The sequence below is a fragment of the Rhizobium sp. NFR12 genome (genome assembly GCF_900108545.1).
Classification (GTDB): domain Bacteria; phylum Pseudomonadota; class Alphaproteobacteria; order Rhizobiales; family Rhizobiaceae; genus Neorhizobium; species Neorhizobium soli.
The window spans coordinates 574,222-589,973 of sequence record NZ_FNWM01000001.1 but is presented as its reverse complement, the minus strand read 5'-3'; the positions used below and the strand labels follow the sequence as shown (position 1 = coordinate 589,973).

Below are 15,752 nucleotides of genomic sequence, written 5' to 3'. Positions count from 1 at the left end.
CGACCGTTCTGCGTCGAAGGAGACTGAAGTGGACAGCAATCAATCGGCAAGGGCCTCGCGGGCGACGTCGTCAGCCCAGCCGGCCCCGTCGACGAAGAAGGCTGCAGCGTGGATGCTGACGTCGATCAGCCTGCTGCTGCTGATGGCGATTTCCGGCCGGATCATCACCCGCGAGATCGACGTCTTCCAGGTGATGGAAATGCGCTCGATCATCGCCTTCTTCATGCTTTTGCCGCTGGTGTTTCGCGAGGGCGGCTTCAAAGCCATGCGGACCACCATCCTGCCGGCCCATATCGGCCGCAACGTCGCCCACTATATCGGCCAGTTCGCCTGGCTGATGGGCCTGACGCTGATCCCGCTCGCGCAGGTCATCGCCATCGAATTCACCGCCCCGATCTGGGCGGCGCTGATGGCAGCGGCTTTCCTCGGGGAGAAGCTGACATGGCGCAAGGGTGCGGCGATCGGCTTCGGGCTCGCCGGCGTGCTTCTGATCCTGCGGCCAGGCGCCGCCCCGCTCAACCCCGGCCACCTGATCGTGCTGGGCGCTGCCTTCTTCTTCGCCATCTCCTTCATCACCACCAAGCTCCTGACGCGCACCGACAGCGCCACCAAGATCATCTTCTGGATGCTGATCATCCAGTCGATCATCGGGCTGATCCCGGCGCTCCGGGTATGGACCTGGCCGTCCGCGGGGATCTGGCCGTGGATCTTCCTGATCGCGTTCACCGGGACATTCGCGCATTACTGCATGGCAAAGGCGCTGTCTTATGCCGATGCGACGGTGGCGATGCCGATGGATTATCTCCGCGTGCCGGCCTCGGCCCTCATCGGCTACCTTCTCTACGCCGAAGCCATCGACGGCCTGACCGCCGCCGGCGCAATCCTCATCCTCGCCGGCAACCTCTTCAACCTGCGACGCCCGAACGCCGGAAGAATCCAACAGACGCCGCCGTGAGATCGGTTTAGTCTTGTTCCTTGAATGCTGCGGGGATATCGCGCGCCGTGCAGGATGCGCTCAATTCTCACACCATCCTGGGACACGGTGTAGAACATCACGTACCGTTTGAAGTGGATGCAACGAAGCCCGGTCGCGCATCAGGAGCGGCGTCCGCCATATCTGGCTTCAAGCCGATCGAAGACGTCATCCGCCGGAATGCCCGGCCCACTCTCGATCCCGGTGCGTATATCCGCCTTCAGTGCGTCGAAGCCGGCCTTGCCATACTCCTCCATCTCTTCGAGCAGGCGAAGGCTATCGCGCATGACTTCGCTTTCGCTTGCATAGCGTCCGCTTTCCACCAGCCTGCGCACGAAGCTTTCGTAATGGGGGCCGAGTTCATAACTGGAAGGCATAAGATCCACGCTTGTTTCCTCGAAATTATCAATCTCCGAGATCCACGTAAAGCGTGTCCCCTCTCATCCCTCACGCCGACTGATCATCGTTTCTCCAGCAACTCGATCTGGATCTGCTGCAGTTCCGCGAGCCGTTCCCACTGCTTGGCCATCTGGTGATCGATCTTTTCATGCAGCTGGCGGATTTCGAGTTCGGCTCGAAGGTTGACCATGTAGTCGTTTTCGCTGCGCAGCCGGTCCTTGTCCTCCTGCCGCCTCTGGCTCATCATGATGACGGGTGCCTGCAGGGCGGCAAGCGAGGACAGGACGAGATTGAGCAGGATGAACGGATAGGGGTCGAACGGATCGGCGGACAAACCAACCACGTTGAGCGCCATCCACAAAACCAGCACGGCTAAAAAGGACAGGATGAAGGTCCAGGAGCCTCCGAAGGCGGCGACCCTGTCGGCGACCCTTTCCCCGAACGTTTCCGCCTGGTCGATTGCGGCGGGCGCGCCCGCCTGAACCGTGAGCGTTCCCTTTTCGAAACTGTCGAGCACGCGGGCGTCGAGCTCGGTGATCTCGCCCCGCTCCTCTTCCAGCAGTGCCTCCACGTAGCGCCGCCTGAAGCGCGCCAGATCCTCGTCGCAGATCAGACTGTCGGCGCTACAGGTCTTTACCTCCTCCGCGATCATCTCGAAGAGATGCGGCCTGAGAGTGCCCGCCTTGTGAAGCTTCGATACCGCAAACGTGCGACCGCAGATCAGGCATTGCCCGGTTCTCCCGGTCGTTTGAGAAGCATGCTTACCCATTGTCTGAAGCCTCGTTCTTCGTATCGACAGCCAGGAGCGGCGCCAGATGAAATACCTTTGGTGAAAATCTGTCCGAAAACACGTCGGAGCGGCCGATATAGAGGAGTGTCGAGCCGGTAAGCCCGGCCAGCACGTCGAGCAACAGCGCCTGCGTCTCCGGTTCGAGACCCTCCAGAACGTCGTCCATGATCAGCCAGTCCGGCTTTCGAAGCACGGCATTGGCGATCTGCAGCGCCACTTCCTCGTCCTTGTCAAGCAGCCGGTCCCATCGCTCCACCTCGTCGAGTTTATCGACGAGCCGATGCAGACCGACTTTCTCCAACGCTTGCGCCAGCGCCGCGTCGGTCATGTCGGGAATGCCATCGCGCATGCCAGCAGGCCCAGTCGCCGGATAGGTCATGACCTCGCGCAGTGATGCGGTCGGCAGATAACCTTCCTGCGGCATCATGATCATCCGATCTGCGGCCGGCAGTCGGATCTCGCCCTTGCCCCAGGGCCAGATACCGGACAGTGCCTGGAACAGAAGATGCCGGTCTGTCCCCGGATTGCCGTTGATCAGCACGCGCTCGCCGGGTCGGATGGTGAAGGCGCCTTCCGCGACCCTGATGCCATGGCCGTCCCCACCCTTGTCGGGTTCGCCGAAGACCGCAAGGTCGGTGACGGACAGCACGTCCTCCCCATCGCTTTTCCGGTAGGTGAGGACGGAGCCTTCCATCGCCGGCGTATCCATCGAAACCAGGGCATTGCGGAACGAGGAGACACGGCCGAGCGTCGCCCGCCAGTCGGCGATGACGCTGAAATTCGCCACATACCAGCGCAGCGCCTGGTTGACCTGGTTGAAGGCGCCGACCGCCATCATCAGACCGCCGAACGAAAGATTGCCGGAAAAATACATCGGCGAGGCAATGATGATCGGCGCCACCAACGCCAGCCAACCGAAACCGGCCGACACCCAGGTGAGGTTGGTGAGCGCCCAGGCAAGCTTGCGCAGCATGCCGAGCACGCCATCGATTGCGGCGTGAACGCGGAAAAGCTCGCTTTCCTCGCCACGCGCAAGCGTGATCGGCTTCATGTTCTCGTTCGCCCGGACAAGGGTCGCGCGCAGATCAGCCTCGCGGGCATAGCGCTGCGCATTCAGCCGCGCCAGCCGGCTGCCGACAACGTTGCTCATGACGGATCCGAAAAGGGCGTAGAGAATCGTCGCCCACAGCATATAGCCGGGAATGACGATGGTGCGACCGCCGATCTGCAGGCCGAAATCGGTCGAGATCGCCCATAGCACGCCGATGAAACTTGCAAGAAGAATGGTCGAATTGACGAGACCGATCGACAGTGACGTCGTGTTTTCGGCCAGGATGCGGGTGTCCTCATGCAGTCTCTGGTCCGGATTGTCGGCGATCGCGCCGGCACCGGCAAGCTTCAGGGCCCGCCCCGGCGTCAGCCAGACATCGGCGAGATCGCGGGCCAGCCCTTCTCGCATCCGCATCGCAGCGATCTGGTTCAGCCATTGCTGGATGACGTTGAGCAGTGTCAGGAGCGAGGCGAGGACTCCGAACACCACAAGCTGGTGGAGGAATTCGGGCATGTCGCGCCGCGCCAAGGCATCGTAGAACGGTCCGTTCCACTCGTTCAGCCGATAGGTGGCGTAGGTGGTCGCAAAGATGACGCAGAGCAGCGCGGCCGTGAGCGCGAGAACGGGATTGCGCACCGGGGACGCCCAGAACGCCCCTGTCATCATTTTGAGCTGGCCAGACAGAGGAAGTTCATAGGGCTCCGCCTTATCTTGCGAATTCACCATCTGCCGCCGGCTCCTGCCTGTCTGTGTCGAGTCCTAACTACCACAAGGGAATTGCGAAGGTGCGAGAAAGGCGTGCCGTTCACGGCTGACCGGAAACAGCGTCGAGCGTCGCACGATCGAATGCGGACGTCCGCTCGTCACATCGCCTTGAACAGCACACTCGGATCGGTGAGGTATTTCGCAAAGATCGGCAGGCTGGCGCCGCCGATGGCGCGGGCGTGGCTGCCGACCTTGCCCTCGATGATATCGGGGATGATGACACCTTGCAGGTCCAGCCGCTTGACGGCCTCGATCGTCTCGGTGACGATCCGCTTGCGCACCCATGACGGAAAGCCGCCATCGATCACGGCAGCCCCGAAATCGATGATCGAGGCGCTGGCAATGATGGCCTGGGCAAGCGCTGCCGCCGTCTCGCCGATCCACAGATCGAGCGGCGCGCCGAAATCGATCCATTCGTCGGCCGAATACCAGAGCGGCTCCGGATCGATCCCCTTTTCCTTCAGCATGTTCTCGAGAACGAAAATTGAAGCGACGTCGAGCAACTGCCGGGTTGAACCGTCCCTGCCGCGCACCGGAAGTGGCGCGACGGCGCCTGCCGTCCCGGTACGGCCGGAAAACACCGCGGAGTTCAGAACGATGCCGCCGCCGATAAATGACCCGATGAAGAAATAGACGAAGTCCGGATAGGACGGACCGATCCCGAACACCAGCTCCGCACCGCAGGCGCTGGTCGCGTCGTTCTGCAGGTAGACGGCATGCTTGGTCGAGGCGGAGACCTCCTGCTGCAGGTCGAAATCGCGCCAGAGGTCCATCGCGCCCGCAGGCGCGCCGACCTCGTCTGCCCAGTTCCACAGTTCGAACGGCGCCGAGATCCCGATGCCGGCGATCCGCTCACGCTCGACCATGCTGAGCTGGCCCTCGAGCCTGCCGATCCCCTTGCCGATGATCTCGATGATCTTCTGCGGCACTGGGTAGGCGTAGGTTTCGTGATGATGCATCCGGATCTGCCCGACGAAATCCATCAGCACCAGATCGGCGCTGCGCCGGCCGATTTTCACCCCGAAGGAAAACACGGCATCGGGATTGAGCCGCATCGGGACCGACGGCTGCCCCACCCGGCCGCGGATCGGTTCGCCGCGCAGCAGAAGCCCGTCCTTTTCGAGCGATCGCATGATCACCGACACAGTCTGCGCCGACAGTCCGCTGGCGCGGGTAATGTCCGCCTTCGACATTTCGCCGTGCATGCGAACAAGCGAAAGGACCAGCCTCTCGTTATAGGCACGCACGCGAACCTGGTTCGATCCGCCCGAAAAACTGCCGAGCGGCATCGACCCTGTCGCGGTACTTCCCGCGATCGACATTGGAACTCCTCCCGAAACTCGCCGTGGATCGTCGCTCCACGCACGCCGAATATGCCACCGTGGATAAATAATTCAATCGGAATTAATTATTGACAGCTCATGGAAAACTGGTCTTAATCCGGGCTGCAGAGGACATGGGAGGCTTGGAGACGGCGCTCGTCGAATTCGATGGCACCCGGTGTTTCTGAACATTTGCATCAATCGCCCCAGGCTTGGGGAAAAGATCTCTCGGGAGGAGATATCATGAAAAAGACTGTGCTTTCTGGCGCCTTTGCGGCGCTTGTCCTCGGCGTTGCGTTTTCCGCTCCGGCGCACGCAGCCGGCGTCTCCGCCTGCCTCATCACCAAGACAGATACCAATCCGTTCTTCGTGAAGATGAAGGACGGTGCGACTGCGAAAGCCAAGGAACTCGGCGTCACGCTGAAATCCTATGCCGGCAAGATCGATGGCGATTCCGAAAGCCAGGTTGCCGCGATCGAAACCTGCATCGCCGATGGCGCCAAAGGTATTCTGATCACCGCGTCCGACACCAAGGGCATCGTGCCGAACCTCAAGAAGGCCCGCGACGCCGGCATGCTGATCATCGCGCTCGACACGCCGCTGGAGCCGATCAATGCGGCCGACATGACGTTTGCGACCGACAACCTTCTGGCCGGCAAGCTGATTGGCCAGTGGGCCAAGGAAACGCTCGGCGACAAGGCCAAGGAAGCCAAGGTGGCCTTCCTCGACCTTACCCCGTCGCAGCCTTCCGTCGACATCCTGCGCGACCAGGGCTTCATGATCGGTTTCGGCATCGATCCGAAGGATCCGAACAAGATCGGCGACGAAGACGATCCGCGCATCGTCGGCCATGACGTGACCAACGGCAATGAAGAAGGCGGTCGCACCGCGATGGAAAACCTTCTCCAGAAGGATCCGACCATCAACGTCGTTCACACGATCAACGAACCGGCAGCAGCCGGCGCCTATGAAGCGCTGAAGGCCGTCGGTCGCGAGAAGGACGTGCTTCTGGTCTCCGTCGACGGCGGCTGCCCAGGCGTCAAGAACGTTGCCGGCGGTGTCATCGGTGCAACCTCGCAGCAGTATCCGCTGCAGATGGCGTCGCTCGGCATCGAGGCGATCAAGAAGTTCGCCGATACCGGTGAAAAGCCGAAGCCGACTGCCGGCAAGGATTTCTTCGACACAGGCGTGACGCTCGTGACCGACAAGCCGGTTCCCGCGATCAAGTCGATCGACACCAAGGAAGGTCTGAACAAGTGCTGGGGCTGATCCCCACCTGCATTTGAAAGATCAAACCACTACCCTCCCCGCAACGGGGAGGGCTTGATCCGGCGGCAACCGCTCAGACAATCCCTGCGTCCGCCGCAAGTCTTCTCCCACCGGGGTGGGAGAGATGGCCGGCAGGCCGGAGAGGGTCTCTCACTGTCGAGCGACAACGGAATTTCTCGGAGGAACATCCATGACCGAGCCAACGGCGGCATCGCCGCATCATGACTACGAAAAGGTTCTGAAGGACAGTTCGACCGACGTCGCATCCTTCGACGGCGACAAGAAAACGCCAGGCCAGAAATTCCAGCACTTCCTGCACACCAGTCCGTCGGCGGTTTCGCTGATCGTCCTCGTCGCAGCCCTGCTGGTGTTCGGCATCCTTCTCGGCGGAAAATTCTTCAACGCCTTCTCCCTGACGCTGATCCTGCAGCAGGTGGCAATCACCGGCATTATCGGCGCGGCACAGACGCTTGTCATCATGACCGCCGGCATCGATCTTTCGGTCGGCGCCATCATGGTCCTTTCCTCTGTCGTCATGGGCCAGATGGTCTTCCGCTACGGGGTTCCTGTTGAAATCGCCATTCCCTGCGGCTTCGCGGTCGGCGCGATTTGCGGCTTCATCAACGGCTTCCTGATCGCCCGCGTGAAACTGCCGCCCTTCATCGTCACGCTCGGCATGTGGCAGATCGTGCTTGCCACCAACTTCCTCTATTCCTCCAACGAGACGATCCGCTCGCAGGAAATCGAGGCGACGGCTCCGCTTCTGCAGTTCCTCGGCACGACGTTCAAGGTCGGCGGCGCCGTCTTCACCTTTGGCGTCGTCGCGATGGTGCTTCTTGTCGCGGCACTCTGGTACGTCCTCAACCAGACCGCCTGGGGCAGACATCTTTACGCAGTCGGTGACGATCCCGAAGCGGCAGAGCTTTCCGGCGTCAACGTCAAGCGCATGCTGATTTCGGTCTACGTTCTGGCCGGCACCATCTGCGCGCTTGCAGGCTGGGTCTCGATCGGCCGCAACGGCTCGGTTTCCCCGACGGTCGGCCAGTTCGCCAACATCGAATCGATCACCGCCGTGGTGATCGGCGGCATATCGCTGTTCGGCGGCCGCGGCTCGATCCTCGGCATGGTGTTCGGCGCCCTCATCGTCGGCGTGTTCTCGTTCGGCCTTCGAATGCTCGGCACCGACGTCCAGTGGACGTACCTCCTGATCGGCGTGCTGATCATCGCCGCCGTCGCAATCGATCAATGGATCAGAAAGGCAGCCGGCTGATGGCACGCGATCCGAACACTCAACCCATCCTGGCCGCCCGCGGCCTGGTCAAGCGCTACGGCCGCGTGACCGCCCTCGACAACGCCGATTTCGACCTCTATCCGGGTGAAATCCTCGCCGTCATCGGCGACAACGGCGCCGGCAAGTCTTCGCTGATCAAGGCGATCTCAGGCGCGATCCGTCCAGACGAGGGCGAGATCACGCTGGAAGGCAAGCCGGTGCAGTTCCGTTCGCCGATCGAGGCCCGCGATGCGGGCATCGAGACCGTCTACCAGAACCTCGCGCTCTCGCCGGCATTGTCGATCGCAGACAACATGTTCCTCGGCCGCGAGATCCGCAGCAAGGGTTTCATGGGCAAATACCTGCGCAAGCTTGATCATGGCGCCATGGAAAAGTTTGCCCGCGGCAAGCTCTCCGAACTCGGCCTGATGACCATCCAGAACATCAACCAGGCGGTCGAGACACTCTCGGGCGGTCAGCGCCAGGGTGTGGCTGTGGCGCGCGCTGCGGCCTTCGGTTCCAAGGTGATCATCCTCGACGAACCGACGGCGGCGCTCGGCGTCAAGGAGAGCCGCAAGGTTCTGGAACTGATCCTCGACGTGCGCTCGCGCGGCATTCCGATTGTGCTGATCAGCCACAACATGCCGCATGTCTTCGAAGTGGCCGACCGTATCCACATCCACCGGCTCGGAAAACGCCTGACCGTCATCAACCCGAAGGACTACACGATGTCGGACGCGGTGGCTTTCATGACCGGCGCCAAGGTCCCGACGGAAGCCGTCGCGGCCTAACGGAAATACCTGGGAATGCCCACTCCCCGCTCGCGGGGAGTGGGCACGTACCCTGATCTGACTCTGAGCGCGCAGCCTGCGTCCTTCTCCCCGCCCGCGGGGAGAAGGTGCCGGTAGGCGGATAAGGGGCAATCTCAGCCGGATGACCCTTACCCGGCACAACGATCGAAAACCGAACGAAGCTCACCTTTCGACGTGAGCGGGAAAACAGCCTGCCCCGCCTTGCATTCTTTTCATGCATTGCACAAACTCGCGGCAACGATGACGTAACGGCCCGTACAACAAGGCCGGCAAGGGGCATAATGTCGATCAAGGCGAGCATCTACCATCTCACCCATTACAGCTATGACAGGCCAGTCCGGATGGGGCCGCAGATCATCCGGCTTAAGCCCGCCGCCCATTCCCGCACAAAAGTGCTGTCGCATTCGCTGAAGGTCACGCCGGAGAATCACTTCGTCAACCTGCAGCAGGACCCCTACGGCAACTACCTCGCCCGCTTCGTTTTTCCCGAACCGGTGACCGAATTCAAGATCGAGGTCGACCTCGTCGCCGACATGACGGTCTACAATCCCTTCGACTTCTTCGTCGAGGAAGAAGCGCAGGCCTGGCCGTTCACCTATCCGGCCGACCTCATCGAAGACCTGTCGATCTACCGCACGCCCGAGTCGCCGGAACCGGCGCTCATTGAATACCTGAAGACGCTGGACATGTCGCCCGGCCAGCCGACCGTGGACATGGTCGTCGGCATCAATGCCCGCCTGCAGCAGGCGATCGGCTATGTCATCCGCATGGAACCCGGCGTCCAGACGCCGGAGCAGACGCTGACCTCGGCAATGGGCTCCTGCCGCGATTCGAGCTGGCTGCTGGTGCAGATCCTGCGCCATCTGGGCTTCGCCGCCCGTTTCGTCTCCGGCTACCTGATCCAGCTGACGCCGGACCTGAAGGCGCTCGACGGCCCCTCCGGTACCGAAGTCGATTTCACCGATCTGCATGCCTGGTGCGAAGTCTATCTGCCAGGCGCCGGCTGGATCGGCCTTGATCCGACATCGGGCCTGCTGACCGGCGAAAGCCACATTCCGCTGGCCGCCACGCCCCATTACCGCAACGCCGCGCCGATTTCAGGCGGTTACTTCGGCGAGGCGAACACGTCGTTCGACTTCGCCATGAACGTCACGCGCGTTGCCGAACATCCGCGCATCACCAAGCCCTTCTCGGATGACAGCTGGGACGCGCTGAACGATCTCGGTGAACAGGTGGACCGCGTGCTGGAAGCCCAGGACGTGCGCCTCACCATGGGCGGCGAACCGACCTTCGTGTCGATCGACGACTTCGAATCCGACGAATGGAACACCGGCGCCGTCGGCCCTACCAAGCGCGAAAAGGCCGACGTCCTCATCCGCAAGCTGCGCGAAAAATTCGCGCCTGGCGGCTTCCTGCATTACGGCCAGGGTAAATGGTATCCGGGCGAAAGCCTGCCGCGCTGGACCTTCTCGCTCTACTGGCGCAAGGACGGCAAGCCGATCTGGAGCAACCCGGATCTCGTCGCCGAAGAGGGCCGCGACTATGGCAGCGGCGAACAGGACTCGCATGAGTTCCTGACCGCACTCGCAGCGGAACTGGATATCGGCGCAGAGATGGTCATGCCAGCCTATGAGGATCCGGCCGAGTGGATCATCAAGGAAGGCTCGCTGCCTGATAATGTCGATCCGTCCAATTCGAAACTCAAGGATCCGGAAGAGCGCAACCGCATCGCCCGCGTCTTCGAGCGCGGCCTGACCAACCCGTCGGGCTATATCCTGCCTGTTCAGGCCTGGCAGTCGCACGCGAGAGGCGGCAGCATGGGCGCAAAGCGCTGGATCAGCGAAAAATGGAGCACCCGTCGCGGCAAGATCTTCCTTGTGCCCGGCGACAGCCCGGTCGGCTACCGCCTGCCGCTCGGAACGCTTCCCTATATCCCGCCATCGCAATTCCCGTATATCCACGAAGCCGATCCCTCGATCCCCCGCACTGCCCTGCCCGACGTGATCGTCCCGCCCGGTCACGAGGCGACCGAAGGCCGCGCGATGCCGGAGCAGTCGTTCACGGCAGGCGACCCGGTCAATCCCGGCCGCGTCGAACAAACGCTCGGTGAAATTGGCGGCGCGGTGCGCACCGCAATTTCCGTCGAGCCGCGCGATGGCCGTCTCTGCGTCTTCATGCCGCCGGTCGAAAAGATCGAGGACTATCTCGAACTGATCGCGGCCGCCGAAAATGCCGCGACGAAGCTCGGTCTCGCCGTCCATATCGAAGGCTACGCGCCACCGCATGACGAGCGCATCAAGGTCATCCGCGTCGCGCCTGATCCTGGCGTCATCGAGGTCAACATCCATCCGGCCGCAAGCTGGAAAGAGACGGTCGAGACGACGACGGCGATCTATGAAGAGGCTCGCCAGAGCCGTCTCGGCGCCGACAAGTTCATGATCGACGGCCGCCACACCGGCACCGGCGGCGGCAACCACGTCGTGGTCGGCGGCGCCAACCCGAACGACAGCCCGTTCCTGCGTCGCCCGGACCTGCTCAAAAGCCTCGTGCTGCACTGGCAGCGCCATCCGGCGCTGTCCTACCTGTTCTCCGGCCTGTTCATCGGACCGACTAGCCAAGCACCGCGTCTTGACGAGGCGCGTCACGATTCGATGTACGAGCTCGAAATCGCGATGGCGCAGGTGCCGATGCCGGGCCAGGGTGCAGCCCCGCTGCCATGGCTCGTCGACCGGCTGTTCCGCAACCTCTTGACCGACGTCACCGGCAATACGCACCGTTCGGAAATCTGCATCGACAAGCTGTTTTCCCCCGATGGACCCACCGGTCGCCTCGGCCTCGTGGAATTCCGCGGTTTCGAAATGCCGCCGAATGCGCGCATGTCGCTCGCTCAGCAGCTTCTTGTGCGGGCACTGATCGCCCGCTTCTGGAAAAACCCGGTTCAGGGCCGGTTTACCCGCTGGGGCACGGCGCTGGCGGACCGGTTCATGCTGTCCCATTACATCTGGGCCGATTTCATGGACGTGCTGGCGGACCTTCGCGAAAACGGCTTCGACCTTAGGCCCGAATGGTTCGAGGCACAGCTCGAGTTCCGCTTCCCGTTCTTCGGTGAGGTCGAGTACGAGGGCGCAAAGCTCGAACTGCGCCAGGCGCTGGAACCCTGGCATGTGATGGGCGAACAGGGCGCGATCGGCGGCACGGTGCGCTATGTCGACAGTTCCGTGGAGCGCCTGCAGGTGCGGCTCGAGACCAGCAACCCGCAGCGCTATACGGTCGCCTGCAACGGCCGCGCCGTGCCGTTGACGCCGACGGGCGTATCCGGCGTTTCGGTCGCCGGCGTGCGCTTCAAGGCATGGCAGCCGTCGTCTGGCCTGCATCCGGTATTGCCGGTCAATACGCCGCTGACATTCGATATCTATGACACATGGTCCAGCCGCTCGATCGGTGGCTGCATCTATCATGTTGCCCATCCGGGTGGTCGCAACTATGAGACCTTTCCGGTCAATGGCAACGAAGCGGAAGCGCGAAGGCTCGCACGGTTCGAACCGTGGGGACACACGGCGGGCAGTTATGCTTTGATGCAGGAAATGCCATCGCCCGAATTTCCGCTGACACTCGATCTGCGCCGGCCACCCGGGATTTAACTGAACCACCTGGGTTTTAACTGGAGTTGACAGCAAGCCATGTCCAACGGACCGGCAACAGAGGGCGCCAAGGCGGAAGCGGGCGTTGGCGAGATCGGCATTGACCCGATCCTCGGCTACGCGGCCTTGGCCGGCGTCACCGACGAGATGCTGGACGCCGAAGGTCGTATCAAGCCGGTCTGGGAGAACCTGATCGCGCATCTGAGCCGTCTCTCGGAAGCCGAGCTGCACGAACGGTTTGCCCGCGCCGACCGCTACCTGCGCGATGCCGGCGTGTTCTACCGAACCTATGCGGCACCCGGCACCACGGCCGGAAGCGGCAGCGGCGAACGGGCCTGGCCGATCAGCCATATTCCGGTTCTGATCGCAGAAAAGGAGTGGGAAGAGATCTCACGCGGCCTCAAGCAGCGCGCCGACCTTCTGGAAGCGATGCTTGCCGATATCTACGGCGACAACAAGCTGGTCGAGGAAGGCTTTCTGCCGCCGCAGCTTGTTGCCGGCAATCCGGAATTCCTGCGCCCGCTGGTGGGCATAAAGCCGGTCAGCGGCCATTACCTTCATTTCTGTTCGTTCGAAATCGGCCGCGGTCCGGATGGCGACTGGTGGGTTCTGGCTGACCGCACGCAGGCCCCATCCGGCGCAGGCTTTGCGCTGGAAAACCGCGTCGCCACCACACGCGCGCTGTCGGATATCTATGCCGAAAGCCATGTCCACCGCCTCGCCTCCTTCTTCGGCGCCTTCCGCGATGCGCTGCAGAGCCACAAGCAATATCCTGACGACCGGATTGCGGTTCTTTCCCCCGGCCCCGCCAACGAAACCTATTTTGAACACGCCTATATCGCCCGCTATCTCGGCTTCATGCTTCTGGAAGGCGAGGACCTGACCGTTCTCAACAACCGCGTCATGGTCCGCACCGCGGCGGGTCTGAAACCCATCGGCGTTCTCTGGCGCCGCCTCGACGCCTCCTACGCCGATCCGATGGAATTGAACCAGAGCTCCCATATCGGCACGCCCGGCATGGTGCAGGCCCTGCGGTCCGGGTCGCTGACACTCGTCAATGCGCTCGGCTCCGGTATCCTCGAAACCCGGGCGCTGCTCGCCTTCATGCCCGCCATCTGCCACCGCCTGCTCGGAGAAGAACCGATCATGCCGTCGATCGCGACCTGGTGGTGCGGCCAGAAGGCCGAGCGGGACCATGTGGCCAAGAATATCGGTCGGATGGTGATCGGTCCGGCCTATTCCGGCCTGCCCTTCTTCGACGACAACGGCCAGTCGGTTCTCGGCTCTGCTCTGAGAGAGACTGCAAAAGAATCGATCGGCGAGTGGCTGTCGAGCGAAGGCGCCAAGCTCGTCGGCCAGGAAGTCGTGACGCTGTCGACAACACCTGCCTATGTCGACGGCAAGCTGGTGCCGCGTCCGATGTCACTGCGTGTTTTTGCCGCCCGCACCGCGGATGGCTGGCAGATCATGCCCGGCGGTTTTGCCCGCATCGGCTCCGGCGACGACGTCGCCGCGATCGCCATGCAGGCCGGCGGCACCGCTGCCGATGTCTGGATCGTCTCCGACAAGCCGGTCGACAAGCCGACGCTGCTGCCGCCGGAAGAGAGCTTTACCCGCAACATGCCGGGGTCGCTGCCCTCGCGCGCCGCCGACAATCTGTTCTGGCTTGGCCGCTATATCGAGCGCTCCGAAGGTGCGTTGCGCATCCTGCGCTCCTGGCACCTGCGATATGCGGAATCCGCAGATCCGGACGCGCCGCTTCTGGTCGACGTCGCCGGTTATCTGAAATCGATCGATATGGACATGGCGAAGGCCGTGCCGGCGCCGCTTCTGTCCCACCTCAACAGCGCCATCTATTCGGCTAGCAACATCCGCGACCGCTTTTCGCCGGATGGCTGGCTGGCCCTCACGGATCTTGCCAAGACCACCAAGCGCTTTCATGAAACCGCACAACCGGGCGACGATGCCGCCCATGCCAGCACCATCCTTCTGCGCAAGCTGGCGGGTTTTGCCGGTCTCGTGCACGAGAACATGTATCGTTTCACCGGCTGGCGTTTTCTTTCCATCGGCCGCTACCTTGAACGCGGCCTGCATATGACGCGGCTGCTCGCCCATATGTCCGGCCCGGACGCACCGGATGGTTCGCTCGACATGCTGCTTGAAATCGGCGACAGCGTCATGACCCACCGGCGCCGCTACAACGTCAACACCGCGCGGCTGACGGTCGCCGACCTCCTGGCGCTCGATCCGCTCAACCCGCGCTCCATCCTGTTCCAGCTGGCCGAGATCCGCACCGAAGTCGAGCAACTGCCGAATGCCGTTCTCAACGGCCAGATGTCGCCCTTCTACCGGGAAGCGATGCGGCTGCATTCGGGCCTTGCGGTCATGACCCCCGAGGGCATGGATGTGGAGGTTTATCGCAAGCTCGAGCAAGAGCTTGAACGGCTTTCCGATATTCTCGCCCGAACCTATTTCAACTGAGCGGGAGAGAGGACACGCCATGCTTTACGACCTCTCCATGCACATGGGCTATGTCTATGACCAGCCGGCCTCGGTCGCACGGCATGTGATCCGGGTCCTGCCCCTGTCGCTGCCCGGCCGCCAACGGCTGATTGCAGGCACGATCACCGTCACGCCGAACGCAGAGGAGAAAGCCACCTTCATCGATTTCTTCGGCCAGCAGGCGACCTCAATCCTGCTGCGCGCGCCGCATGAACGGTTCGACATCCGTATGCAGGCGCGCGTCATGGTCGAGACCCCGACAATCTCCGCGGATCTGTCGCCACGGCTCGATGGCTTGAGGCGGGAGCTTGCAGCGTATCTTAGCGTCGACGGCAGCTCGCCGCACAACCTGACGGGCGCAAGCCCTCGCCTGCCCGAAGATCCGCAGATTGCCGCCTATGCCCGCGACGTCGTCAAGCCGGGCCAGACGGTGCTGGAGATCGCAAAGGAGCTCTGCACCCGCATCTACGACGACTTCAAGTATGACTCCAAGGCGACCAAGGTCGACACAACCCCGCGCGAGGCCTTCAAGCTGAAGCGCGGCGTCTGCCAGGACTTCGCCCATATCATGATCACGGCGCTGCGCAGCCTCGGCATCCCCGCAGGCTATGTTTCGGGCTTCCTGCGCACGCTCCCGCCCCCGGGCAAGGAGCGTTTGGAAGGCGCCGACGCGATGCATGCCTGGGTCAAGGTCTGGTGCGGCGAGGCGGTCGGCTATGTCGAACTGGACCCCACCAACGACATCATGGCCGGCACCGACCATATCGTTGTCGCCTACGGCCGTGACTATTCCGATATCGCACCTGTCATCGGCGTGCTCAAAGGTTACGGAAATCGAAAGATCATCCAGGGGGTTGATGTGATACCGGTCAGATAGACCCGTTTTGGCGCTGAATCGTCGTGTTGGTTCAATTTTTAAGGGTTGATTTAGCGGTTCCTCCACCCGCTCCGCGCTATC

General features: G+C 62.4%; 11 protein-coding genes. 7 read left to right on the top strand and 4 right to left on the bottom strand.

Annotated features, from left to right (window positions below):
* Positions 1 to 112 precede the first annotated feature (112 nt).
* Entirely contained in the window at positions 113 to 955 is an 843-nt protein-coding gene (locus BLW69_RS02740) for a DMT family transporter (RefSeq protein ID WP_062461885.1), read from the top strand.
* Between the two features lie 140 nt (positions 956 to 1,095).
* On the opposite strand, the gene BLW69_RS02735 is transcribed toward BLW69_RS02740, so the two are convergent.
* The 4 genes from BLW69_RS02735 to BLW69_RS02720 all read right to left on the bottom strand — a co-directional run bounded on the left by BLW69_RS02735 (position 1,096) and on the right by BLW69_RS02720 (position 5,300).
* A complete protein-coding gene (locus BLW69_RS02735; RefSeq protein WP_092659790.1) occupies positions 1,096 to 1,350 on the bottom strand; it encodes a type II toxin-antitoxin system ParD family antitoxin in 255 nt (84 codons plus the stop codon).
* A gap of 83 nt (positions 1,351 to 1,433) precedes the next feature.
* Entirely contained in the window at positions 1,434 to 2,141 is a 708-nt protein-coding gene (locus tag BLW69_RS02730) for a DUF1003 domain-containing protein (protein ID WP_092659788.1), read from the bottom strand.
* Complete coding sequence (locus tag BLW69_RS02725; protein ID WP_092659786.1) at positions 2,134 to 3,939, bottom strand: ABC transporter ATP-binding protein/permease; 1,806 nt, start codon at positions 3,937 to 3,939, stop codon at positions 2,134 to 2,136. The genes BLW69_RS02730 and BLW69_RS02725 overlap by 8 nt, the downstream gene beginning before the upstream one ends.
* A 137-nt stretch (positions 3,940 to 4,076) precedes the next feature.
* A complete protein-coding gene (locus tag BLW69_RS02720) occupies positions 4,077 to 5,300 on the bottom strand; it encodes an ROK family transcriptional regulator (protein ID WP_062461012.1) in 1,224 nt (407 codons plus the stop codon).
* 243 nt (positions 5,301 to 5,543) lie between these two features.
* Here BLW69_RS02720 and BLW69_RS02715 point away from each other — a divergent pair, with 243 nt between their 5' ends.
* The 6 genes from BLW69_RS02715 to BLW69_RS02690 all read left to right on the top strand — a co-directional run bounded on the left by BLW69_RS02715 (position 5,544) and on the right by BLW69_RS02690 (position 15,671).
* Positions 5,544 to 6,569: a sugar ABC transporter substrate-binding protein gene (locus tag BLW69_RS02715; protein WP_062461015.1), complete on the top strand. Its 1,026-nt coding sequence runs from the start codon at positions 5,544 to 5,546 to the stop codon at positions 6,567 to 6,569.
* A 190-nt stretch (positions 6,570 to 6,759) separates the two neighbouring features.
* Positions 6,760 to 7,839, top strand: coding sequence for an ABC transporter permease (locus BLW69_RS02710; RefSeq protein ID WP_092659784.1), 1,080 nt, complete (start codon positions 6,760 to 6,762; stop codon positions 7,837 to 7,839).
* On the top strand, positions 7,839 to 8,630 hold the full coding sequence (locus BLW69_RS02705) for an ATP-binding cassette domain-containing protein (RefSeq protein ID WP_062461891.1): 792 nt from the start codon (positions 7,839 to 7,841) through the stop codon (positions 8,628 to 8,630). The genes BLW69_RS02710 and BLW69_RS02705 overlap by 1 nt, the downstream gene beginning before the upstream one ends.
* A 302-nt stretch (positions 8,631 to 8,932) precedes the next feature.
* Positions 8,933 to 12,292, top strand: a complete 3,360-nt coding sequence (locus BLW69_RS02700; protein WP_092659782.1) for a transglutaminase family protein — start codon at positions 8,933 to 8,935, stop codon at positions 12,290 to 12,292.
* A 93-nt stretch (positions 12,293 to 12,385) separates the two neighbouring features.
* Positions 12,386 to 14,773, top strand: coding sequence for a circularly permuted type 2 ATP-grasp protein (locus BLW69_RS02695; RefSeq protein WP_348271839.1), 2,388 nt, complete (start codon positions 12,386 to 12,388; stop codon positions 14,771 to 14,773).
* A 19-nt stretch (positions 14,774 to 14,792) separates the two neighbouring features.
* Positions 14,793 to 15,671 (top strand): transglutaminase family protein, encoded by an 879-nt coding sequence (locus tag BLW69_RS02690; protein ID WP_092659778.1) that lies wholly within the window; start codon positions 14,793 to 14,795, stop codon positions 15,669 to 15,671.
* Positions 15,672 to 15,752: the final 81 nt, after the last annotated feature.